This window comes from Nostoc sp. NMS2, assembly GCF_017115105.1.
GTDB lineage: Bacteria > Cyanobacteriota > Cyanobacteriia > Cyanobacteriales > Nostocaceae > Nostoc.
The window spans coordinates 28,607-49,607 of record NZ_JABXKH010000135.1 but is presented as its reverse complement, the minus strand read 5'-3'; the positions used below and the strand labels follow the sequence as shown (position 1 = coordinate 49,607).

Annotated in this window: 19 protein-coding genes and 2 pseudogenes; 9 read left to right on the top strand and 12 right to left on the bottom strand. The window is 41.7% G+C overall.

Going from position 1 to position 21,001, the window contains the following annotated elements; all coding sequences use genetic code 11:
• Nucleotides 1-11: 11 nt before the first annotated feature.
• Complete coding sequence (locus tag HWQ36_RS23845; protein ID WP_292707133.1) at nt 12-542, bottom strand: GNAT family N-acetyltransferase; 531 nt, start codon at nt 540-542, stop codon at nt 12-14.
• 202 nt (nt 543-744) lie between these two features.
• On the opposite strand from HWQ36_RS23845, the gene HWQ36_RS23840 reads away from it, so the two are divergent.
• Nucleotides 745-2,625 (top strand): ABC transporter ATP-binding protein, encoded by a 1,881-nt coding sequence (locus HWQ36_RS23840; RefSeq protein WP_292707130.1) that lies wholly within the window; start codon nt 745-747, stop codon nt 2,623-2,625.
• A 402-nt stretch (nt 2,626-3,027) separates the two neighbouring features.
• Here HWQ36_RS23840 and HWQ36_RS23835 read toward each other — a convergent pair whose 3' ends face one another.
• Nucleotides 3,028-3,552 (bottom strand): hypothetical protein, encoded by a 525-nt coding sequence (locus tag HWQ36_RS23835; protein WP_292707127.1) that lies wholly within the window; start codon nt 3,550-3,552, stop codon nt 3,028-3,030.
• A 259-nt stretch (nt 3,553-3,811) separates the two neighbouring features.
• Nucleotides 3,812-4,396, bottom strand: coding sequence for a DUF4360 domain-containing protein (locus tag HWQ36_RS23830; RefSeq protein ID WP_292707124.1), 585 nt, complete (start codon nt 4,394-4,396; stop codon nt 3,812-3,814).
• Nucleotides 4,397-4,739: 343 nt separating this feature from the next.
• Here HWQ36_RS23830 and HWQ36_RS23825 point away from each other — a divergent pair, with 343 nt between their 5' ends.
• Nucleotides 4,740-5,045 (top strand): hypothetical protein, encoded by a 306-nt coding sequence (locus HWQ36_RS23825; protein ID WP_292707121.1) that lies wholly within the window; start codon nt 4,740-4,742, stop codon nt 5,043-5,045.
• Nucleotides 5,045-7,051 carry a CHASE2 domain-containing protein gene (locus tag HWQ36_RS23820; RefSeq protein WP_292707119.1) on the top strand — a complete coding sequence of 669 codons (2,007 nt, stop codon included), beginning with the start codon at nt 5,045-5,047 and terminating at the stop codon, nt 7,049-7,051. Before HWQ36_RS23825 ends, HWQ36_RS23820 begins: the two co-directional genes overlap by 1 nt.
• Here the strand turns inward: HWQ36_RS23820 and HWQ36_RS23815 are convergent.
• A complete protein-coding gene (locus HWQ36_RS23815) occupies nt 7,045-7,734 on the bottom strand; it encodes an HTH domain-containing protein (RefSeq protein WP_292707117.1) in 690 nt (229 codons plus the stop codon). The two genes, HWQ36_RS23820 and HWQ36_RS23815, sit on opposite strands and share 7 nt — an antisense overlap.
• Before the next feature lie 70 nt (nt 7,735-7,804).
• Here HWQ36_RS23815 and HWQ36_RS23810 point away from each other — a divergent pair, with 70 nt between their 5' ends.
• On the top strand, nt 7,805-7,927 hold the full coding sequence (locus HWQ36_RS23810) for a hypothetical protein (RefSeq protein ID WP_292707115.1): 123 nt from the start codon (nt 7,805-7,807) through the stop codon (nt 7,925-7,927).
• A 13-nt stretch (nt 7,928-7,940) separates the two neighbouring features.
• Here the strand turns inward: HWQ36_RS23810 and HWQ36_RS23805 are convergent, their stop codons facing one another.
• Nucleotides 7,941-8,525 (bottom strand): RICIN domain-containing protein, encoded by a 585-nt coding sequence (locus HWQ36_RS23805; protein WP_292707112.1) that lies wholly within the window; start codon nt 8,523-8,525, stop codon nt 7,941-7,943.
• 195 nt (nt 8,526-8,720) lie between these two features.
• Here HWQ36_RS23805 and HWQ36_RS23800 point away from each other — a divergent pair, with 195 nt between their 5' ends.
• Entirely contained in the window at nt 8,721-12,314 is a 3,594-nt protein-coding gene (locus HWQ36_RS23800) for an NB-ARC domain-containing protein (RefSeq protein ID WP_292707109.1), read from the top strand.
• A 384-nt stretch (nt 12,315-12,698) separates the two neighbouring features.
• Here HWQ36_RS23800 and HWQ36_RS23795 read toward each other — a convergent pair whose 3' ends face one another.
• Nucleotides 12,699-13,544, bottom strand: coding sequence for a GNAT family N-acetyltransferase (locus HWQ36_RS23795; RefSeq protein ID WP_292707107.1), 846 nt, complete (start codon nt 13,542-13,544; stop codon nt 12,699-12,701).
• A 193-nt stretch (nt 13,545-13,737) separates the two neighbouring features.
• Nucleotides 13,738-13,971: pseudogene (locus HWQ36_RS23790) on the bottom strand (formyltransferase family protein); the annotation flags it as partial.
• A gap of 93 nt (nt 13,972-14,064) precedes the next feature.
• On the opposite strand from HWQ36_RS23790, the gene HWQ36_RS23785 reads away from it, so the two are divergent.
• Both HWQ36_RS23785 and HWQ36_RS23780 read left to right on the top strand, forming a co-directional pair.
• Entirely contained in the window at nt 14,065-14,409 is a 345-nt protein-coding gene (locus HWQ36_RS23785; RefSeq protein ID WP_292707104.1) for a hypothetical protein, read from the top strand.
• 9 nt (nt 14,410-14,418) lie between these two features.
• Entirely contained in the window at nt 14,419-14,817 is a 399-nt protein-coding gene (locus HWQ36_RS23780; RefSeq protein WP_267921699.1) for a type II toxin-antitoxin system VapC family toxin, read from the top strand.
• Between the two features lie 93 nt (nt 14,818-14,910).
• On the opposite strand, the gene purU is transcribed toward HWQ36_RS23780, so the two are convergent.
• The 3 genes from purU to HWQ36_RS23765 all read right to left on the bottom strand — a co-directional run bounded on the left by purU (nt 14,911) and on the right by HWQ36_RS23765 (nt 18,223).
• Nucleotides 14,911-15,765, bottom strand: coding sequence for a formyltetrahydrofolate deformylase (gene purU / locus HWQ36_RS23775; protein WP_292707101.1), 855 nt, complete (start codon nt 15,763-15,765; stop codon nt 14,911-14,913).
• Nucleotides 15,766-15,789: 24 nt separating this feature from the next.
• Nucleotides 15,790-16,416, bottom strand: coding sequence for a DUF4340 domain-containing protein (locus tag HWQ36_RS23770; protein WP_292707098.1), 627 nt, complete (start codon nt 16,414-16,416; stop codon nt 15,790-15,792).
• A 70-nt stretch (nt 16,417-16,486) separates the two neighbouring features.
• The gene (locus HWQ36_RS23765; RefSeq protein ID WP_292707095.1) at nt 16,487-18,223 is read right to left on the bottom strand and encodes a Gldg family protein; all 1,737 of its coding nucleotides are present in this window, start codon (nt 18,221-18,223) and stop codon (nt 16,487-16,489) included.
• Nucleotides 18,224-18,335: 112 nt separating this feature from the next.
• On the opposite strand from HWQ36_RS23765, the gene HWQ36_RS23760 reads away from it, so the two are divergent.
• Entirely contained in the window at nt 18,336-18,635 is a 300-nt protein-coding gene (locus tag HWQ36_RS23760; RefSeq protein ID WP_292707091.1) for a four helix bundle protein, read from the top strand.
• Between the two features lie 230 nt (nt 18,636-18,865).
• Nucleotides 18,866-18,988: pseudogene (locus HWQ36_RS23755) on the top strand (four helix bundle protein); the annotation flags it as partial.
• 21 nt (nt 18,989-19,009) lie between these two features.
• Here HWQ36_RS23755 and HWQ36_RS23750 read toward each other — a convergent pair.
• Nucleotides 19,010-19,822, bottom strand: coding sequence for an ABC transporter permease (locus HWQ36_RS23750; RefSeq protein ID WP_292707089.1), 813 nt, complete (start codon nt 19,820-19,822; stop codon nt 19,010-19,012).
• Nucleotides 19,823-20,827, bottom strand: coding sequence for an ABC transporter ATP-binding protein (locus tag HWQ36_RS23745; protein WP_292707086.1), 1,005 nt, complete (start codon nt 20,825-20,827; stop codon nt 19,823-19,825).
• Nucleotides 20,828-21,001 lie beyond the last annotated feature (174 nt).

Genomic DNA, 21,001 nt, shown 5'->3' with positions numbered 1-21,001 from the left:
GACTGATAGTTTTAAGATTGCACAATGTAAAGGGAATCATCCGGCTGCCATTCTGTGCGTGAGATAGCGTAGTACACTACATCATGACCGTAATAGTAAGCATTATTTTCGTACTTCATCCCTAGCTTTTGAATCACACGCACTGAAGCAATGTTTTCTGGATGAGCGATCGCTACTATCCGATCTAGCTTCACTTCCTCAAATCCAAACTTTAAGGTTGCAACAGAGGCTTCAGTCGCCAGTCCCATATTCCAATAGGACTTGTCAAACACATAGCCAAGCTCAACTTCCGGCGTATTTTCCAGAAACCCAAGCCCACAACGGCCAATCATTGTACCAGTTTCTTTGTGTATTACTGCCCACATCCCAAAGTTGTGTTGTTGCCACTGTTGGATATTTTTGCTTAAACTTGCCTGAGTTTGTTCCCTTGTTCTTGGCGACAGATATCTCATGACTTCTGCATTACTGTAGAGGCGAAATAGACAATCAAAGTCGTTGAGATTGAAGTGCCTTAGTCGCAGCCGTGCAGTTTCTATCTTCATAATTACCCCAATTCAGAATTAAATTTACAAATTGTCAAGATAATCATCCGATCGCCATTCTGAAAGAGCTAGAGCATAATACGCTACATATAGGTCTTAGTAGTCTTGCAGTTTCTATCTCAGGCATGGTATCAGGGTAGTAAGACAAAGGCTACTTTAAACATGCGTATTTTTTTAGAAACATTAATATAATGCTCTTACTATGAGCATCTATCAATCTCTCAAAAAATCTTATACGCAACCTCGTCGGCGTGAAAATGACTGGCGGTTGTTTTTGCGTTTAGTGCCTTACGCCCGTCGTAACGGACAACTATTAGCGCTGTCGATGTGCCTACTCATACCGATCGCCCTGGCTAATGCCGTCCAACCTCTGTTGATTGGCCAACTTATCTCTCTGATTCGCAATGAACCAAGCGCTTACGAATTTCTCAGGAATCGCCCCTTATCCCAAGGGCTAAATATCCTGGAGGGATTGTTGTTTGTTGCGATCGCAATTCGATTGATTTTGACAGGCTACCAGGGTTATTTAGTACAAAAATTAGGGCAACAAATCACCGCCGCAATTCGCCAAGACTTATTCCAGCACGTAACATCTCTCGCAGTACGCTTTTTTGACCGCACACCCGTAGGTAAATTAATTACCAGAATCACCAGCGATGTGGAAGTCTTAGGCGATGTCTTTTCGACTGGGGCAATTGGCATCGTGTCCAATTTGTTTTCCATGCTGGTGATTTTGGGTTTAATGTTTTCCATCCAATGGCAACTCACTTGCTTGCTGCTCTTAATGCTGTTACCAGTTACCTGGTTAATTGTTTACATTCAGCAACAGTACCGCAAAGCCAACTACAAAGGGCGGGAAGAACTTTCTATATTGAACTCACAGCTACAAGAAAATGTCCTTGGCATTAACGTAGTGCAGTTATTCCGCAGGGAAAAATTTAATGCCGAACTGTTTCGCGCCACCAACAGCCGCTACACTCAGCAAATGGATAAAACCATCTTTTATGATTCATTTATTTCAGCAACCTTAGAATGGATTGGGCTGATTGCGATCGCAGCTGTTTTGTGTATGGGTGGTTGGTTACTCTTAGGAAAAAGTTTAGCTTTTGGGACTTTATCGGCATTTATCTTATATGCCCAGCGATTATTTGACCCTTTAAGGGATTTTGCCGAAAAATTTACGGTAATTCAAGCTGGTTTTACCGCCATTGAACGGGTAGGCGATATATTAGATGAACCGATAGAAATCCGCGATCGCGCCAATGTGCGCTTCTCAATATTTGATGCTAAATTCGGCTACATAGACGAAATCGTTGCAAATCTAGAATCCCCAGATATCACTTCCCCGCCTGAACTGGGAGAGATTTGCTTCGATCATGTCTGGTTTGCTTATAAAAATGATGATTACGTAATTAAAGACTTAGATTTCACCATTCATCCTGGTGAAAAAGTGGCATTAGTCGGCCCCACAGGTGCGGGTAAAACCTCGATCATTCGGCTTTTATGCCGCCTCTATGAACCCACCAAAGGACGCATTCTCATCGATGGGGTAGATATTCGAGAAGTCCCACAAGCAGAACTGCGGCGCTACATGGCAGTAATTTTACAAGAAGGCTTTTTGTTTGCTGGCGATGTTAAAAGCAACATTTCTTTAGGAGATGGCTATACCATTGAACAGATTCAACAAGCAGCAGAGCAAACCAACGTTGCCCAATTTATAGAAGAACTACCCCAAGGTTATGATACTCAACTTCGAGAACGGGGCACAAATATTTCTAGTGGTCAAAAGCAACTTTTAGCCTTTGCGCGGGCTGCCATTCGCGATCCCCAAATTTTGGTATTAGATGAAGCTACCGCTAGTTTAGATGTCGGGACAGAAGCTTTAGTTCAAGAGGCATTAAACCAGCTATTGCTCAGACGTACCGCCATTATTATCGCTCACCGCCTGTCTACGATTCGCAATGTAGACCGGATTTTTGTTTTGAAGCGTGGCGAATTAATCGAACAAGGAAGTCACGATGAACTACTGCAAGAAGGAGGGCTTTATGCCACTTTGCATAACTTGCAGATGTTGGGAACTTAGGATATTTTCAGAATAAGCTGAAGGGGGGAAACAGCGATAAACTTTGTTGCAAAGAGTTGTGGCAAGAGTGAATCAACTTGAGTCAGGACAACAACTATAAATCTCCCGCTTAGACTCAGATATTAGCGGGGTTAAAAATACAAAAAGGACTTGATTAGAAACTTATTTCGGGAGGGTATAATGCAAGATCGTTCAGTTAAGGCTAAAACTCTGTTATCAAAGTCAATTTTTTAACGAACCGCCAAGGCGCAGAGGACGCAGATTTCTTCCCTTTGCGTCCTTGGCGTTCTTGGCGGTTCGTTTCCTTGTCTATATTTTTCACGAATCAAATAGGATTGCTGTATAGCTACGCATTTACTATTTAGATTTCATATTTTGCTCAAAGGAGCGTTAAACCACATTTTATTTTTCCTGAAGTGCAAACTTCATCTCTGTCACATCTAATTCTCCTTCGGTGGTCATTAATACTAAGTTAATTCCTAAAACACTTTTTTCTTTAGTTGTATAGTTAGTTTTAGGGATTTGATTGGTCAAATCAAACTTAGTAGAACTTGTATATTTTTTAGACACACTAGTTGGTTGCTGTTGTTCGCCAATTAAAATTGATGAAATAGCTACTGTTGCTGGTGCTTTCTTTACTTCACCTTTTAAAGCTAAAGGCACGAGCCTAAATTGCTTTTGAGCATTAGAGGTATTGATTCTAATGATACATCTAGCCCTCGGCGATTGTGTGCTTACAGTTATTTTAGATGCAAGTTTAAACTCACTTGTTTTAGGATCAAAATTTATCTTACATCCATCATTGATAGAAAATTGTGGCTGGTTTTCTTGTGAAGTAGCAACGGTAGATGAATTGGTATTATAACAACCCAAAGAAAACAAGCATATTAATATGAAAAAATTACGTGTATAACTTAATGCCAACATAATCTACTCTCCATCAACAGGAATTTGGAATAGTAAAGGATTTATAAAATACCGCAGATTGTTAAGCAAAATATAGAAAAAGTGATTCAATAAACTGAACAATCAGTAGTATTTACTATTTTTCAGGCAATAAAGTTTTCTCAAAAATACTATTATTTTTGCCCTATTTTTCAATCTACTTTATATGGGATTAAAGATTAGTTAAACAATAAAAGTTTATACTAAAACCATCATCTTTAATCCCACAAGAATCAGCAAATTAGCAAGGAGCTATATCGATATGAAGTTTCACATCCCCAATATTAGCATCGACTGAATCAAGAACAATAGATGTTCCTGCTGAGGATTGAGCGATGATGTTAATGCCTAATTGTCCTTGTCCACCAGTACATGAAGCAGATGCAACAGTAAGGTCATCTTGTGTCTGAAAAAGAGGATTGCTAGATGTAAATTCGCTAGGTGCAGGTTTAGCCTTAGCTACACCAAGAACACCACCAGCAAAAATATAGCTTCTGGCTAAACTTGTCTTCCCTTTAGGAACTTCGGTACTTCCTTGGTACAGTATTTGTACATCTTGCACGTGGAAACCACTTGGAATAATAGTATCAACACGTAAAAGACACTTTTGACGCTTACCATTTTCTGCAATCATATTATCAAGAAAGATTGATAATGTTCTACCGTCACTTCCAGTAAGCTGATCTCCAATCGCACATCCACCAGAGCCTATTGCTTTTAGAAATTGAATACTAGGCTGTTCTTGAGCCAAAGCTTTGCTTGCAATAACGTTCATGCTAAGAACTGTAGATACACACAATAATGCACTAACTTGTTTAAAGTTCATGTAGATTGTACTCCAATGTATTTGAATAAAAGAAACGAAGATATGTTCACGTCCTCCCCTCTCTCAAGGAAGGAATTCCTTTAAGAATTTGGGTTATTGGGCGGTTTCATTCGCTGTTTTGTGTTATTTGTATATTTACTTTTTCTTACTGCTGAAGATAGAGGAATTAGCGCAAATAAAATTGCGCGTTTACGCAAGATATTTGAGCATAATAGAAGATAATAGTGAAAAAAGTAGTTATTATCAAGCAGAGTGCTATATGTACATAACTTATTATTTAAAGAGGAAGCTAGTAACGAGGATCTCTAACTACGGAATTTGTATACTTTCTCAAACAATTCTATTGCTGGGAATACTGATACTTCCAGTTAGTGCGAGTCAAATCTGGGAAGGGACAGGACGGATTACAAGTGGAATTGGAGAGGGCGGTTCAGTTGAGCTACAGTTAGAATTTGATGGAGATATTGTCAAATCGCTTTCCGGCCCCCCATTAGATGGGATAATAAATACAGAACCTAGTTTGAATGGGGTTATTAAAACCAAGACTGCCACCTGGCAAATTGAACGATGCGGTGAAAACCTATGTGTAAATTTGCAGCAATACAATCCCAAACAAACAGTCTTCTATCGCCTCCAGCCTAAGAAGTAATGGAAAGAAGATTGAGAGCGATTAACACTTGGCAAATGACAGGGATTGGTTTGGGTGTTGTCTGGAGTTTCCTTTTCAATGCAGTATTTAGCAAGCTACCTATTGTTGAAAAACTAGAGCTTAAGATTCAAGATAGTCTAACACGGCTCCACAAACCCAGCGCTTTACCCAGCGAAATCCTCTTAGTTACAATTGATCGACCAATCCATAAACCTGAACACAAGTTCTATGCCAATCTAGTCAAGCGGCTCATGGACGAAGGAGCTAATGTTGTAGTTTTGAACCTACCTAATTCCTTGAGGCGACCTCTTGATAGTAGTTTAGAAAATCCCTTGAAGGATCTGATAAAAAAATACACCCATCAAATTGTATTAGTCACTTATACTAAAAGACTTTCTCAATCAGTTCCTTCAGCATTATCTATTTACTATCATCTGCTACCATTTGATGACAACAGAATTCAACCATTAATTTCTCCAGAGCAAGTGCATGGATTTTTCGAGTACGAGACTGCCCTTCAAAGTTTAACCAGTCCATCTCGTCAAGCAAACTTGGCAGGATACTTTGTTTATGTAGAAAACATTCAAGAAACTCAAGAATTAAAATCAGTTGCGGTACTAGCCTTAGAAAAATTTTCTTCACCTCTAGATAATAAAGCACTGACTCAGATTACCCAAAGTGAGCAAATACTTTTATCTGAAACCGCCGTTGGGATAAATTTCTATGGCCCTGCTGGAACATTTCCTCACCTCAATATTTCATCTTTTTGTAATTCAACTTCTGCACAATTGACTCAATGTAGCGCTCCTACCACTCCAGAAGCTCAAAAGGTTCGCAACAAACTGGTGGTGATTGATTTGCCTAGAGAAGATTTAGTCTCATTTGGGATTTCCTCTCCTTTTGGCGATCGCATGTCAGTTGCAGAGGTACAAGCCAATTTGATCGGCAATTTGATGACGGATTCATTTCTGAGAACCTCTTCCGAATGGTTTGACTATACAATCACTACCCTGGGTGCAGTGTTTTTTAGTTTAATACTGACTTCCGGGATATTCAAAAACGGATCTGAACCCACTATCCGTTCAAAGAGTTGGCTTTCTCTAGGGGTTGTTGGAGGTTATATTATTTTCAGTGTTCTATTTTCTTGGCAAGGGCTGATTACACCTTTAGCAATACCAATCTTAACCTGGATCGGAACGGGTGCATCTGTAGCTGTCTGTTTGCGGTTTTGGCATAAACAACAACAACTGATCCACCAGCGACGAAAACTAGCTGAACGACAAGCAGTCCTCTCTCAGGCACGGAAGCTACTCCATCGAGTAGCAACCGACATTCATGACGGCCCTCTACAAGAACTCAAACTCGTCATGGATGGTGTCGAACTTCTAGCTATTAAACATCCAGCGATAAATCCCAACCCCTTATTAGATAGGCTAGAAGCGGTTGGGCGCAATCTTCGCGATCAACTCCGCAATACTCGCACTATGGCGGAAAAACTAGAGGTTACACCAGAATTGCAAACAGGTTTAGACAAGGGAATTCAACAGCAGCTACAACAACTTGTTAGTTCAGGAGAATTAACACTCAAAGTTGATGCTCACCTGCAACCTCTTTTAGAGCCTGAATCAGACAGTACTTGGATAGATGCCCGTGAAGATATTTTTCGCTTCTTTAAAGAGGCGATCGCTAACGTCATTCGTCATGCCCAACCTCCAAACGGTACTGCAACCCAAGTTAGAGTTAGTTTGTTTCAAGAAGGAACCTTATGTACGCTAATCATTAAAAATGATCTAACTGAACCTAAGCCTGTTGTTTTGAAAAGCACCAGCATCAGATTACACAGTGGTGGTTACGGCACAAAATTGATGGCTACTATTGCTGCGGAACTACCAGACGGATATTGGGAGCGAGTTCATTCAGCCGATGGCGGAATCCAGGTAACACTCACTTGGATTTTAAAGAATGCTACTGACGACAAAATCCAAAACTCAAGTATTTTTCAATAAACAATTAGCTTGCGTCCAATAGCTGCCATGCAAACAGCGATGCGAGGGTTTATATTCTGCCCATCAAGATGCTCGATATCCAGCTTTGCCTTGAGACGCTGCACATAGTTCTGAGCCGTTTTATGGGATACATGCATCCGCTCGGCGATCGCTTGGTCTGTTAGCGCATGATTGCATAACAAGTCTAAAATTTCCAGATCCTGCTGAGTCAATTGCATTTCTTTCATCAGTTCCCGATGGACTTTGAGTTGTCCATCTAGGGCGCTGCGAACGCCTTCCAGAAAGGCGCTCCGTCTTTCCATCTTGTTCACAACTACAAAACCCCCTTGGTGTTTACCAATCTGCGGTGCTAGTTGCCTTAAAAAATTAGGTTCGCTGGTATAAACAAGGATATTTACTGTGGGGTAACGCTCAAAAATTTGTCTTAGCAGTGCTAAACCTGGCTTTGCTGACTGCTCACCTCCGATAGTGCCGAACTGCAAGTCCACTACTACCAAATCCGGTAGCTCAAGCTCTAGCTGCTCAATTCCCCTATCAGGTGTATCCACGCTAATGCAAGAACACTGAGCTTCTATCATGTGCAAAAACTCGCAGTTATTCTGACCGACTTCGGGATGGTCTTCAATAACAAGAAAAAGAGGTAGCTTGCAGTCCATGTTTTGAGGAGATAGTTTTAGTTTCATGGCTAACAAAATAAAGAAAATTCTTTTAGCATCATCTAAGTACTTTATTACGCGGCATTAAGCTTAACGGTTGACGCTGACCTGTAGCGATCGCTCTCATCGATTTCAAAATCATCGCGATCGCCTAAATTTATCGGGTTATGGGAAAGCGCGATCGCATAAGATTATCGTATTAAGACTATTACTCACATAACTAAATCATCATTTCAATCCAATTGCCACCTTTGATCTGTGGTTGAGCCATTATCAGCGTTACGTCCAGAACGCTCGCAATCCCAAAGTTGTAGCGCTGCACCGTTGCTTCTTCCTGGCGCACCAGCAACGTCAATGCACTTTCCAGATAGAGAATTTCTGATAAAGCCTTCACTGGTTAATACCCACCTTTGATCTGTGGTTGAGCCATTATCAGGATTTGTTCCAGAGATTTCACAATCCCAAAGTTGTAGCGCTGCACCGTTGCTTCTTCCTGGCGCACCAGCAACGTCAATGCACTTTCCAGATAGAGAATTTCTGATAAAGCCTTCACTGGTTAATACCCACCTTTGATCTGTGGTTGAGCCATTATCAGGATTTGTTCCAGAGATTTCACAATCCCAAAGTTGTAGCGCTGCACCGTTGCTTCTTCCTGGCGCACCAGCAACGTCAATGCACTTCCCGGAGAATGAATTAACTATAAACCTCTCATTAGTACTTTGTGCTACGCTTGGTTTTTTGTCAAAAAGAAGAAACAAGAAAGTAAAACTTGAGAATACAAAGAGCAAACTGAGCAAAAACTTACCACTAAATTTCATCTTAAACATCCTGTTAAAATTGATCTAATTTACGTTCTTAAAACTGCTGCTCCAAATAATCTACTGCCTGGTATAAAGATTGACGGTCGGAAAAGGTCGGAAAAAAGTCGGATCTTTTTGGTAGATTTACGTAAAATTTAAGAAAAAATAAAATTTTTAATGAGAATATCGTGGTTTAACAGTATTAATACATAAATGACAGTTGAAGAAGCGATCGCATTAGTAGAGCAATTATTAGAACGGGGACGCTTAACAAAAGTTCAAGAGATTGTGTTTCGTCAGTCTTGGGCAGGACAGACATACTTAGACATGGCTGTAGAGTCCGATTACGATCCTGGTCATATCAAAGATGTTGGTTCTGAACTATGGCGATCGCTTTCTCAAGCTTTAGGAGAAAAAGTTACCAAAAATAACCTGCACGGAGTACTGAAGCGAACCGCACAGCCACAAAAGGACACAAACGCTTCGTCAACCTTAAACTTTCAACCCTTCACGAACTACACAAACTGGGGGGAAGCAATCGACGTTTCTCAATTTTATGGACGTACTACTGAATTAGAAACCCTCAGCCAATGGATTGTGAGAGACCGCACTCGTGTAGTAACACTACTAGGTATGGGTGGCATAGGCAAAACCGCGCTCTCGGTGAAATTAGCAGAACAATTGCAGGGAGAATTTGAATATGTCATTTGGCGATCGCTGCGGCACGCACCTTTTTTCCATGACTTGGTGACAGACTGCATCAAAATCCTTGCTCATCAGCAAGTTGGCACATTGCCCTCTGACCCTCATGAGCAAATTACTTGTTTAATCGAATACCTCCGCAATTCCCGATGCTTGCTGATTCTGGATAATTTCGACACGCTATTGCAGCAAGGTAAACGGACAGGCTGTTACCGTGAGGGCTACGAACCCTACGGTGAACTTTTGTGGCGATTAGGAGAAACACAGCATCAAAGCTGTGTCCTGCTCACCAGCCGGGAAAAACCTACTGAAGTCGCCGCCTTGTCAGGTGATGGTTTGCCAGTTCGTACCCTTGCTTTGTCAGGATTAGAAGTTGCAGCCGGACAAACAATTCTGACGCTCAAAGGGCTATCAGGCTCAGAGGACGAAACCCGCCAACTAGTTGAGTGTTACGGTGGTAATCCACTAGCTTTGAAAATTGCTGCCACCTCCATTCGGGACTTACATGAAGGCAACATCGCCAACTTCTTTGCCGAAGGCACAACGGTCTTCTATGGCATTGGCAATCTCCTAGAGCAGCAATTCAAAAGACTCTCTACCTCAGAGCAGCAAGTGATGTACTGGCTAGCAATTAATCGGGAGAAGGGTTCCCTGACAGAATTACAAACAGCCTTCACACCAGCATTGCTTCAGCCTAAGTTAATGTCAGTCCTCGAATCTTTACGTTGGCGTAGCTTAATAGAAAGCAATACTGAAGGATTAACACAGCAACCTGTCGTCATGGAATACGTCACAGACTGCTTGATTGAACAAGTCTGCCAGGAAATAGTCACAGAATCACCGCAATACCTGCTGACCCATGCTTTGATGCAAGCCCAAGCAAAAGACTACATCCGCGACAGTCAAATTCAGCTGATTGTGCGGCCTATCCTAAATCAGCTACAAATAACCCTTGGCTCTGCTCATCAGCTTGAGCATAAACTTGGCAGACTAGTTAGAAAGCTTCAAGATGAAGCTATAGATCCAGTTGGGTATGGTGGCGGTAATCTGCTGAATTTACTCACACAATTAGAAACCGATTTAACTGGGTATGATTTTTCGCGTCTCACTATCCGTAACTGCGATTTGCGTTGGCGGAGTCCCACCCATGCATCGCTCAACTTACATCGGGTCAACTTTACCCAAACAACCTTTCGAGAGTGTGTTTTTGCTGCGACCTTTGGCGGCATTACTAGCGTTGCCTTTAGTCCAGATGGGCGCTGCCTTGCTACCAGTGATACAAATGGTGAAATTCATGTTTGGGGTATTAGTAATAGTAAACAACTCTTTAGCTGTGAAGAACACAACAGTTGGATCTGGAATATTGCTTTTAGCCCTGTGCATTCAGTTTTAGCTAGTTGCGGTCAAGATCATACAATTAAACTTTGGGACATTACCACAGGAGAATGTCTCAAAACGCTGTATGGACACACTAGTATTGTCACAGCGATCGCATGGAGTCCTGACGCGAAACTTCTTGCTAGTAGTAGCTATGACCACACAGTTAAAGTCTGGCATCTAGCCACAGGACAATGTGTGCAAACTCTAGAAGGACATAATGCTTGTGTGTGGAGTGTAGCGTTTCATCCCGCAGATCAAATCTTAGCAACGGCTGGTGAAGATAACACAATCAGGCTGTGGGATTTAGAAACTGGATGTTGTGTGCAAGCCCTAGAAGGGCATCAGCAATGGGTAAAAGCGATCGCCTTCAGTCCAGAAGGGCAAATATTAGCAAGTGGCAGTTTTGATCAAACCGTGAAACTGTGGGATATACATACTAAGGTGTGTTTAATGACCTTGCAGGGACACGCAGGAGTCATCACCTCAGTAGCATTCAGCCCCAAGGGTGAACAGCTAGCCAGTGGCAGCTACGATCAAACCGTGAAGATTTGGGACATAGACACTGGGAAATGTCTGGATACCCTGGAAAAGCATACAAATCGGATTTGGTCAGTTGCTTTTCACCCTCAAGGACATTTAATCGCCAGTGGTGGTGATGACCACGCGGCTAGAGTCTGGGAGCTTCAGACAGGACAGTGTACCAAAACCTTCCAAGGACACAGTAATGCTGTTTATGGGATCGCCCACAGTTGGCAGCAAAACTTACTTGCTAGTGGACATGAAGACCAGACAATTAAACTCTGGGATGTAAATCTCAATGCCCCGCAAAGCTTAAAGGTTGACCTTCAGCCTTTTCGTGTACTACATGGACATAGCAATCGTATTTTCTCTGTTGCCTTCAGTCCCAATGGACAGTTTCTGGCCAGCGCCAGTGCAGATCGCACTATTAAACTTTGGAGTCCCCATACAGGGCAATGCCTCAAAACCTTACATGGTCATGGTAGTTGGGTCTGGGCAGTTGCTTTTAGTCCAGACAGTAATTTTCTTGCTAGTGGCAGCTACGACCATACAATCAAGATATGGGATGTGCATTCTGGTGAATGTTTGCAAACATTACAGGGGCATCCTGGTTCTGTGTTGGCGATCGCCTTTAGCCCTGATGGAAAAACTCTCTTCAGCAGTGGCTATGATTCGATAGTTAAATGCTGGGATCTTGAAACAGGCAATTGTCTTCATACTTGGGAGGCAGACTCTAACCGTGTTTGGGCTGTTGCTGTGAGTCCAGATACTCAATATGTTGCTACTGGTGGTGATGACTCCTTGGTGCGACTGTGGGACATTCACACAGGAGGTTGTCTGCGGACATTCTCTGGACATACTAGCCAGGTACTTTGTATTCTGTTCACCAAGGATGGCAGCCGCATGATTAGCAGTAGTAGCGATCGCACTATCAAAATTTGGAATCTAGTTACTGGAGACTGCCTTGCGACACTACAAAATCATCTCCATTGGGTGTGGTCGCTCAGTCTAACCCCAGACGATCAAACTTTGCTCAGTGGAAGTTGGGATGAAACAATCAACTGTTGGGATATTACTACGGGGCAATGTCGGCAAACCTTGAGACCAGCCCGCCCATACGAAGGCATGATTATTACTGAAGTGATGGGCTTGACTGAAGCAGAGGTAGCAACTTTGAAAGCTTTGGGAGCATTAGAAGTGAATTGATGCACAACTGGGCGCACTCTTCTTGCGCTGTCGTACCTATCCCAAACCTCGATATATCAAGCTTTTGAATTTTGGTAGAAAAATTTTTCTGACTTTTTTCTTATTTAAGGATTTCCAAATAACAAAAGTAGGCAAACTTCCACCACAGACTACTAGTACAGTACAGCGGAAATAAACAGACCATTTGAAATGTCTAAAACCCTTACGCAACGGGAATTACGAATTACGAATTACGAATTACGAATTACGCGAAGCGGTACTAGTACCTACGATCTCAGCACTTGTTAAAAATCATCAAGTTTGACGCACGCCGACTAATAGAAAAACTCACGCGCTCATAGTGAGATTGTATATTAGGAGTCTAAACACATTGTTTGTCTGTTTCTAACCTAGTTCCAAACTAGTCACAGCAAAGACGCGATTAATAGGTAAACTAGGAATTTCTTTAGTATACATCCGAGCAGTTTGAAGGACTGGCTGCAATTGGTAACGTTGAACTAGGTTAATCGCTTGTACATTTGCATCGGGCACGTCAAGAAACACTGGAGTATGAGGATTTTCTGCAAGCAAGGCTTGAAATAATGCTTCAGCAATCTGTTCGTCATTAGCAAACAGTGGCCCAATCCGAAAACCTGTATAGGCAGACCGGATAACTCCGTAACCAGCAAGATATCCATTTTTGAGAAACCCGAAAGCAGTACTTTCTGGCTGTTCAATCCAATGTCGCAGAAACAGTGAACGCTTAGAAGGAAAAAGTTGACAATCGTAAGCCACCAAATCTTCAAAAGGCACTGTTTTCAGTTCGATGATACCAGCAGGCACAACACCGCCACCCACCCCTTGATAACGAATATGGTTATAAGCGATTTGGAAACCAGACTTTTTGTAGTTATCTTGTTGAGCTACTACACCATCCAAGCCGATGTTACGGTCAGCACCCAGATAGTCCATTGCTGTCTGCCAAATTTTCATACCCAACCCCTGCCCACGAAACTGGGGTTTCACAATGTAAAAACCTAGAAAGCCGAAGTTTTGATCGTAAGCGACAGCAGAAATGCACCCCACCGGCTCACCATTCAATTCGCCTAATAAAAAACCGCTCTCGTCAGTTTGATAAAAAGATTGAGCATCATACCTTCCTGGATTCCAACCTTCGCTTGCTGCCCAAGTAATCGCCAAATCAATTTCCGACCTGTTCATTGTGCGGACGATGAAGTTGTTACTGGTCATAATATTTTCTTACTCTCAGGCTGTTAACTATTTAACTTCACTTTCGCAAACATAGTGATAACTCTTAATATTTTTATACTCATCTCTCGTAGTAAGTGTTTAATACCAAATCTAGGTTAAATATCGTGTTTTTTAGTCCACCTATGCGGACTTTATTTTTATATCCTTAAATTATATTTGCTCAAATATAAAATTACTCAAATACTACTGTCCTATTTCCATAGACTAATACACTATTTTGCAAGTGCGTAGGCGTAGCCCGCCGTGGGCATAGCACCGCTCTTGCTAATACAACTCTCTCCAAATCTTTGCCTTTTCTCACCAAATCATCAACTTCACCACGGTGACTAACTCGCACTACATCCTGTTCAATAATTGGCCCCGCATCTAAATTAGCAGTGACATAATGAGCAGTTGCAGCAATAATGCAATAACTATTAACAGGTAAAAAACGAGTCAAACTAGATTAACCCCAGAAGAGTGAAAGTAAAATAAAATTATCCTCCACTTAAACCCCATTATGACTATCCCAGAACTCGAAGAACAACTCCTTCAGCTTTCCCCCAACGATAAACTGTATATTATCCAATTCCTTGCTCAAAGCCTGACCAAACACAACACCCACCCAGAGCAACCCACCAAACTCTTAGAATTTTTGCGTCAATCCCCCCTAGCTGAACTCACCGAAGAACTCGACCTTAGCGGAGGCTGGACATTGCTAAAAACCCTCATTGATTCCCTACAACCACAAACCCAAACCGAAACTCCAGAATATCCCCTGACTAAATTCTATGGATGTATCGAAGATGAAACATTCTTTCGCCATCCCCAAGGAGAACAACAAGAACGCGAACCTATCCTGTGAAATTTCTTTCTGCTAGATACTAACACTTGCATTATCTATATGCGTGGTAAAAATTTCACCTTAAAGCAGAAACTAGAAACCACTGCTACCAAAGATATTGCCGTTTGCTCAATCGTCAAAGCTGAACTATTTTATGGCGCAATGAAAAGTGCCAACCCAGAACGTAATCTTACCTTACAGCAAGAATTTTTAGCTCAATTTATATCACTACCATTTGACGATCTCGCAGCAATGACATTTGGAATGATTCGATCTCAGCTAGAAGCATTAGGCACTCCAATTGGAGCTTATGATTTACAAATTGCTGCGATTGCACTGACAAATAACTTAACCCTTGTTACCCATAACACCAGAGAATTTAAGCGGGTTAATAACTTGCTGATTGAAGATTGGGAGATAGATAATTGACAAACGGCTGGCTAGAAAATATTATCTCACAACTTCCCGCGTAGGCGTAGCCCGCCGTAGGCATCGCTTTTTTGCATTCCTTCGGATATAAAATCACTCGAATACCACTGTTCTATTACCATATACCAATACACGATTTTGTAAGTGCGATCGCACCGCTCTTGCTAATACTACTCTCTCTAAATCTTTGCCTTTTCTCACCAAATCATCAACTTCATCACGGTGACTGACTCGAACTACATCCTGTTCAATAATTGGCCCTGCATCTAAATCAGCAGTGGCATAATGAGCAGTTGCCCCAATAATTTTTACACCCCGTTCAAAAGCTCGGTGATAGGGATTTGCACCGATAAATGCTGGTAAAAATGAATGATGAATATTAATAATTTGTGGAAATTTACTAATAAAATCTGCACTGACGATCTGCATATATTTCGCCAATACAACTAAATCTATTTTGTACTGGCGGAGTAATTCTAGTTGTTGGGCTTCTTTTTCCAATTTATTGTCTTTAGTGATGGGAACGTGCTGAAAGTCGATATTAAATTGTTCTGCTACTACCTTTAAATTAGAATGGTTACTAATAATTAAAGGAATTTCAGCCACAAATTCTTTAGCACGTTGTCGCCAAATTAAATCAAATAGACAATGGTCTTGCCGACTTACCCAAATAGCAATGCGTGGTACTGTATCAGAAAAATGTATTTGCCACTTAGCACCTAAAGGTTGAGCAATTGAATTAAAAGCAGGGGCAATAAATTCTCGCGGTAAATTAAACCCCTCTAACTGCCATTCAATGCGGGTGAGAAACAACCCAGCAGCAAAGTCTGTATGCTGATCTGCATGGATAATATTACCACCGTTAGAATAGATGAAATTTGCAAATTTCGCCACCAGTCCCCGTTGATCTGGGCAGGAAATCAGCAATGTTGCTGTCGGATTTGTCATAATATCGCCAGATTTTTTAATTAATTAGGGCTTGCTGTTTGTCGGACTCGGTTTAGGAATGTTGAGCGGAGGTAGTTTCTGACTATTATCTATCGGTTGCTGCCACTCTGATAGATCCCGATTCACGGCATTTGCAAAATCTGTAGATACCAACAGCACATTTATATTTCCATCAGGTTTAGCAGCAGGGTCAGCTTGAGCATATAAGAAACGTCCATTAAAGTTAGATTTGCCCAAAATTAACTGATGGCTTTGTCGGTTTTTTAAGGTGATATTTATGGTTGCTGGGGGTTCATCTAAGGCAAATTGTCCAAGCTCTTTTACTGGAGTTGATAAAGTGCTATTGCTCTTACCTTTGACTAACAAATCCATTAAATAAGAAACAATAGCATCATTTGCTGGGCCTGATATCGGAGATTTGATTACCCACTTGGGGTTACTAGGTTCAGGGTTACGTTCTAAATTCAGGGTGAGTTTTCTTGTCTTGACTGTTAAGGATTGCACATCATCTTCTCCAAAAGAGAAAATTTTCTGCTTTTGCTCTTTGGTTTCTTCTCGCACAGTCGTACCTCTAATTTCATAGAAGTAAACAAAACCACCTAAACCCAGCGCTAGCAGTATCAAAATTAAAGTCGTTTTCGGCAATTTCATTTTTTAGTCATTTGTCATTTGTCATTTGTCATTGGTGAAGAGTTAATAGTTATAACTCTTAACTCCTTTATTACCTTCGTTTCCACCAGATAATAAGTGCGATCGCAAATCCAATTAAGGGTAAAATCAACAGAGACGACAATATTAAAAGATTACCTTGTGTAGTTGTCAGGGTTATCCGACGGTTTTTCGGTTCTTTGGGGCGAATGGAAAGAGGTTGCTGATCCTGTTGACTCAGCCAAGTCACTGAGTTGAGGAATACATCTCCATTTAATTGCTGTTGAAACAAGCCATCGGTGGCGAAATTGGAATTTCCTAAAACTACTAAGCGTGATTCGGTAGCTGTTTGAGATGAAGGAGTTGGGGAAGCAGTAGCCGCAGGCGTGGGAGTGGGGGTAGCTTTGCCTTGTGTCGTTGGTGATGGCAGGGGTGAAGCTTGCGGAGTTTTGCGGGAGGGCGAAGAAGTAGGGCTAGTTTTATTCTGAGTGATTGGTGATGGCAGGGGCGAAGGTGTCGGTGCAGGTTGGAGAGTTGAAGCAGATTTAGCTGGTTGTTTTCTGGTTAAAGCAACGCCCAAGGTTAGAGGCCCTTTCAGGTCTTTATCTGCATTAAACTCTAATTTTTCGCTTTGGAGGTCGCTTTCTGCCCAACTTTTGGGATAGGGTTTAGTTCGTAGCAATGGAGTAGCCTGAACACCAGGTACAGAGGTAATTTCCAGTGGTCGGGCAATGGGATAAAAAGAATTGCCGTTACCGAAATCTTTGGTAATTGGATGTTGTCCGTATTCTGTGACTAAGGGTGCAGCAGGGCCAAGTCCCACGACGCTTTCGCCAGAGACATCGACTGCTAAACGATTATCCAGACGAACACCCCACTCTTGTAATAAGCTGTTAAGTTTGGGATCGGTATTCGGATCAATCATCAGCAGTAAATTACCGCCGCGATTAAGATACTCTTGCAAAGCTTTGACTTCGCCTTCAAATAGCCCTCGCTTGGGGCCAGCCACTATTACTACAGTTGCATCTTGAGGAACTTTGGAAGTTTCTCCTAAATTCAGTGGTGATGTTGTAAAACTTTTGTCGCCTAATCCCTGAATTGCTTGTGATATTGCATCTTTTCCAGGCGAAAGTTGACGTTCGCCATGACCTTGCAGTAAGTAAACTTTAGCTGTGGTTGAATTTGTTAGTTGTTGCAGGCGACTAGTTAATCTGATTTCTGACAAACGCTCATTTTGATTTACTGTTTGTACTAATTGCCGTTTATCCCCAGATTCTAAATAAACTTCCCCATAATCTTTAACGCCAAACTTTTCTGCAAGTCCTGGTCTAGCTTGGGGGTCGATGTACTCATATTTAAATTTTGAGCTTTGCCGTTGATAATTTTCGAGTAATTCTCGGTCTTGGGGATTTTGGTTAATATCAAACACCCACACTTTAACTGGTTGTGGTAAAACACTCACCAATTGCCGTGACTGAGGCGCAAGGGTAAATAATTGACTTTCTGTTAAGTCTGCCCGCAAGTGGTAGCGAGTCCCTAAAAAGTTAATCAATCCCAAAATTGCCAACACTGCTAGAGTTGCTACTAGGGCATTAGTTCCAGCTTGGGTAGAACGACGTTTCCACCAGTTAGTTTCGTAGCTTTGCCATATTATCCCCAACCCACTGATGACAATTCCCGTAATCATAAATGCTAATGGGATTAGTCCCCACTGTTCAGAAACTAACCCAACTGTTAAGCCAACAGCAATTAGGAACGGGCCCAACCAAAACAGATATTTCCACAGTTTCTTTTTTGCAACTATATTCATAATTTGTCATTTGTCATTGGTCATTGGTCATTTGTATAAAAATAGTGACAAGTAAAAATATATGGACGAAAATTGAGTGACTAAAAATAAGCAAGACAACTGAATTGAATAAATGGCGACAAAGCGTTTCCAAGAATTACAGGTTTATCAATTATCAGAACAATTAGCAGATGACATTTGGAACATTGTTGGAGGATGGAATTTTTTTGCAAAAGATACAATTGGTAAACAGATTGTCCGTTCGGCAGATAGTATCGGTGCGAATATAGCAGAAGGTGTAGGAAGAGGTAGTTTTCAAGAAAATAGACGTTTCATAAAAATAGCTAGAGGCTCTCTGAATGAAACTCAACATTGGTTAAGACGAGCTTACACTCGCAGGGTAAGCGCATCTCAAACCCTATTGACACGGTAGTTTTGGGGTTCACCCAAAGCACAAATAAGTTCAAAATTACTACACTGAGCCAAGGGGTGGGATTGACATTTTCGTCTTTATGTGGTTAAAAAACATAAAAAGCTATTTGACCCATGTTTTTTCAATCATTTACGACAATTCGTCCTATTTTGAATGAAAAATTGATATTCAGATAAAGTTTTAAGCTTTTTGTCTGTATCAAGAGCTACAAAATTAGATGCGCTTACCCTGCTTACACTCGTAACCTTTTAACTACCGAACAGATAAATGCAATCAAAACAATCATTAACGAACTAGCACCCAAATTAAACTCTTACCTAAACTCAATTGGCAATATACCAGATGACAAATGACAAATGACCAATAACAAATGACTACTGCCTTTGAAAGCGCAGTGCATCAATTGATTGAGCGGTGAGAAAGATGCCAAAAAAAATGTAACTGGCGAATAAGATTAAGGCGCTGGTATCAAAAACACCTTGAGTTAAGGTGTTGTAATGTTTCAACAATGATAAATAACCTAAAGCTTCGCCCACTGGGCCGGGGACAATTTTGGCGATTAAATCAATTAATAACAATAATAAAATTACTGCAAATGTAAGAACCGCAGACAAAATTGTGCTGTCTGTTAAGGAGGAAATAAACATTCCTACAGATAATATTGCTGCTGCTATTAAGATTAATCCAAAATGACCCAGCAAGGGAATTGAAAGTACCATTGGTGGATTTGATCCACTGATTGCGATCGCTTCTAACACTAGCATGGGTACGATCATTGTGGTAAAAAATGTTAGCACGCCTAATAACTTACCTACAGCTACCGCCCAGTTGGTGATTGGTGAGGTGGCTAATAATTCTAAAGTGCCGCGCTTCCGTTCTTCGGCATAGAGTCCCATTGAGAGAATCGGCAGGATAAATAACAGTAGCCACCCCATACGATCTAAAAATGCTCGAATAAATTCATAAGGCACATCTATCGGCGGTGTTGACACTCCGAGTTGTTGTCCTTGTGCATCTATGGCTGCGACTCCTAGCAATATGCCATCTGGACCTAGCAAAATCATCACGAAAAATAACCCGGCGATGAACCAAAATATGCCTGCGATCGCATAAGCTAAAGGCGATACAAAATAACTCTGTAACTCTCGGCGATAAATGGCAATAATATTACTCAGCACTATACCCATTTACGCTGCCTCTCCTTCCTTGTCTGCTGCTAAGTCTACATCAGGATCGAAATTCTTTTCTTCTGTGGTCAGTTGCAAGAATACATCTTCTAAGGTGGCGTTAACTCGTCGCAGTTCATGTAAACCGAATCCTGCACGCACTAAGGTTGCAACAATATCCTTTCCTGGTTCTTTTCCAGGCTGCGATATCACGCGCAAGTAAGCACGATTTGTCTGTGGTTGATGACCTCCGGCTGTCGGAATTGATTCTATCAGACTCACACCTGCGACTTTTTGTAATACCTGTTTCGCTAGGGCAGCTTCTCCTTCTATTTCTAATTCATACCCGGAACCACCTGTCAACTGAGTCATCAAGTTTTCTGGTGTATTAGTTGCCACAACTTTACCGCGATTAATGATGGCGACGCGGCTACAAGTCATGCTCACTTCTGGTAGAATATGCGTGGAAAGAATAATTGTGTGAGTCCCAGCAAGACTTTTAATTAAATTCCGCACCTCAATTATTTGTCGGGGATCGAGTCCAACGGTGGGTTCATCGAGAATAATCGCTGGTGGATCGTGGACGATCGCTTGAGCAATTCCGACACGTTGGCGGTATCCTTTAGAGAGTTTGCGAATAATTACCCGCCGCTTATCTTCTAAGTTGCAGCGTTTGATGGCGGCTACTACCTTGTTGGCGCGATCGCCTGCTGGAACTCCCTTAATTTGGGCGACAAAATGCAAAAATCCCTCCACCGTCATATCTGGATATAACGGTGGTGTTTCGGGTAAATAACCAATTCGTTGGCGTACAGCCAGAGAATTTTCATGGACATCATAACCAGCAATCCGGGCATTACCATTTGTTGCCGGTAAATAACCAGCCAGAATCCGCATGGTTGTGGTTTTACCAGCGCCATTGGGGCCCAGAAGCCCTAAAATCTCCCCAGGTTCGACGCTAAAAGTGACATCAGTAATCGCTGGGGTGGAACCGTATATTTTACTCAGATGTTCAACTTCAATCATCCGTATAGTGGCGATCGCAATTTATAAGATACCCAACAATCTTAGATCACGATATTGGGTATGGGGGATTGGCACTAAGATTAACCGACAATGGGTAAAGTTCCTAAAAAATCTAACCCCCTTCCCTAGTAGTCTGTCCCATAAGTTTTGCAAGGTTTGTAGTGAGCGATTTAT

Excerpts from the sequence above, each read along its gene's own strand:
- HWQ36_RS23845 (WP_292707133.1), bottom strand. The coding sequence starts at position 542 with ATGAAGATAGAAACTGCACGGCTGCGACTAAGGCACTTCAATCTCAAC.
- HWQ36_RS23840 (WP_292707130.1), top strand. The coding sequence starts at position 745 with ATGAGCATCTATCAATCTCTCAAAAAATCTTATACGCAACCTCGTCGG.
- HWQ36_RS23835 (WP_292707127.1), bottom strand. The coding sequence starts at position 3,552 with ATGTTGGCATTAAGTTATACACGTAATTTTTTCATATTAATATGCTTG.
- HWQ36_RS23830 (WP_292707124.1), bottom strand. The coding sequence starts at position 4,396 with ATGAACTTTAAACAAGTTAGTGCATTATTGTGTGTATCTACAGTTCTT.
- HWQ36_RS23820 (WP_292707119.1), top strand. The coding sequence starts at position 5,045 with ATGGAAAGAAGATTGAGAGCGATTAACACTTGGCAAATGACAGGGATT.
- HWQ36_RS23815 (WP_292707117.1), bottom strand. The coding sequence starts at position 7,734 with ATGAAACTAAAACTATCTCCTCAAAACATGGACTGCAAGCTACCTCTT.
- HWQ36_RS23805 (WP_292707112.1), bottom strand. The coding sequence starts at position 8,525 with ATGAAATTTAGTGGTAAGTTTTTGCTCAGTTTGCTCTTTGTATTCTCA.
- HWQ36_RS23800 (WP_292707109.1), top strand. The coding sequence starts at position 8,721 with ATGACAGTTGAAGAAGCGATCGCATTAGTAGAGCAATTATTAGAACGG.
- HWQ36_RS23795 (WP_292707107.1), bottom strand. The coding sequence starts at position 13,544 with ATGACCAGTAACAACTTCATCGTCCGCACAATGAACAGGTCGGAAATT.
- HWQ36_RS23785 (WP_292707104.1), top strand. The coding sequence starts at position 14,065 with ATGACTATCCCAGAACTCGAAGAACAACTCCTTCAGCTTTCCCCCAAC.
- purU (WP_292707101.1), bottom strand. The coding sequence starts at position 15,765 with ATGACAAATCCGACAGCAACATTGCTGATTTCCTGCCCAGATCAACGG.
- HWQ36_RS23770 (WP_292707098.1), bottom strand. The coding sequence starts at position 16,416 with ATGAAATTGCCGAAAACGACTTTAATTTTGATACTGCTAGCGCTGGGT.
- HWQ36_RS23765 (WP_292707095.1), bottom strand. The coding sequence starts at position 18,223 with ATGAATATAGTTGCAAAAAAGAAACTGTGGAAATATCTGTTTTGGTTG.
- HWQ36_RS23760 (WP_292707091.1), top strand. The coding sequence starts at position 18,336 with ATGGCGACAAAGCGTTTCCAAGAATTACAGGTTTATCAATTATCAGAA.
- HWQ36_RS23750 (WP_292707089.1), bottom strand. The coding sequence starts at position 19,822 with ATGGGTATAGTGCTGAGTAATATTATTGCCATTTATCGCCGAGAGTTA.
- HWQ36_RS23745 (WP_292707086.1), bottom strand. The coding sequence starts at position 20,827 with ATGATTGAAGTTGAACATCTGAGTAAAATATACGGTTCCACCCCAGCG.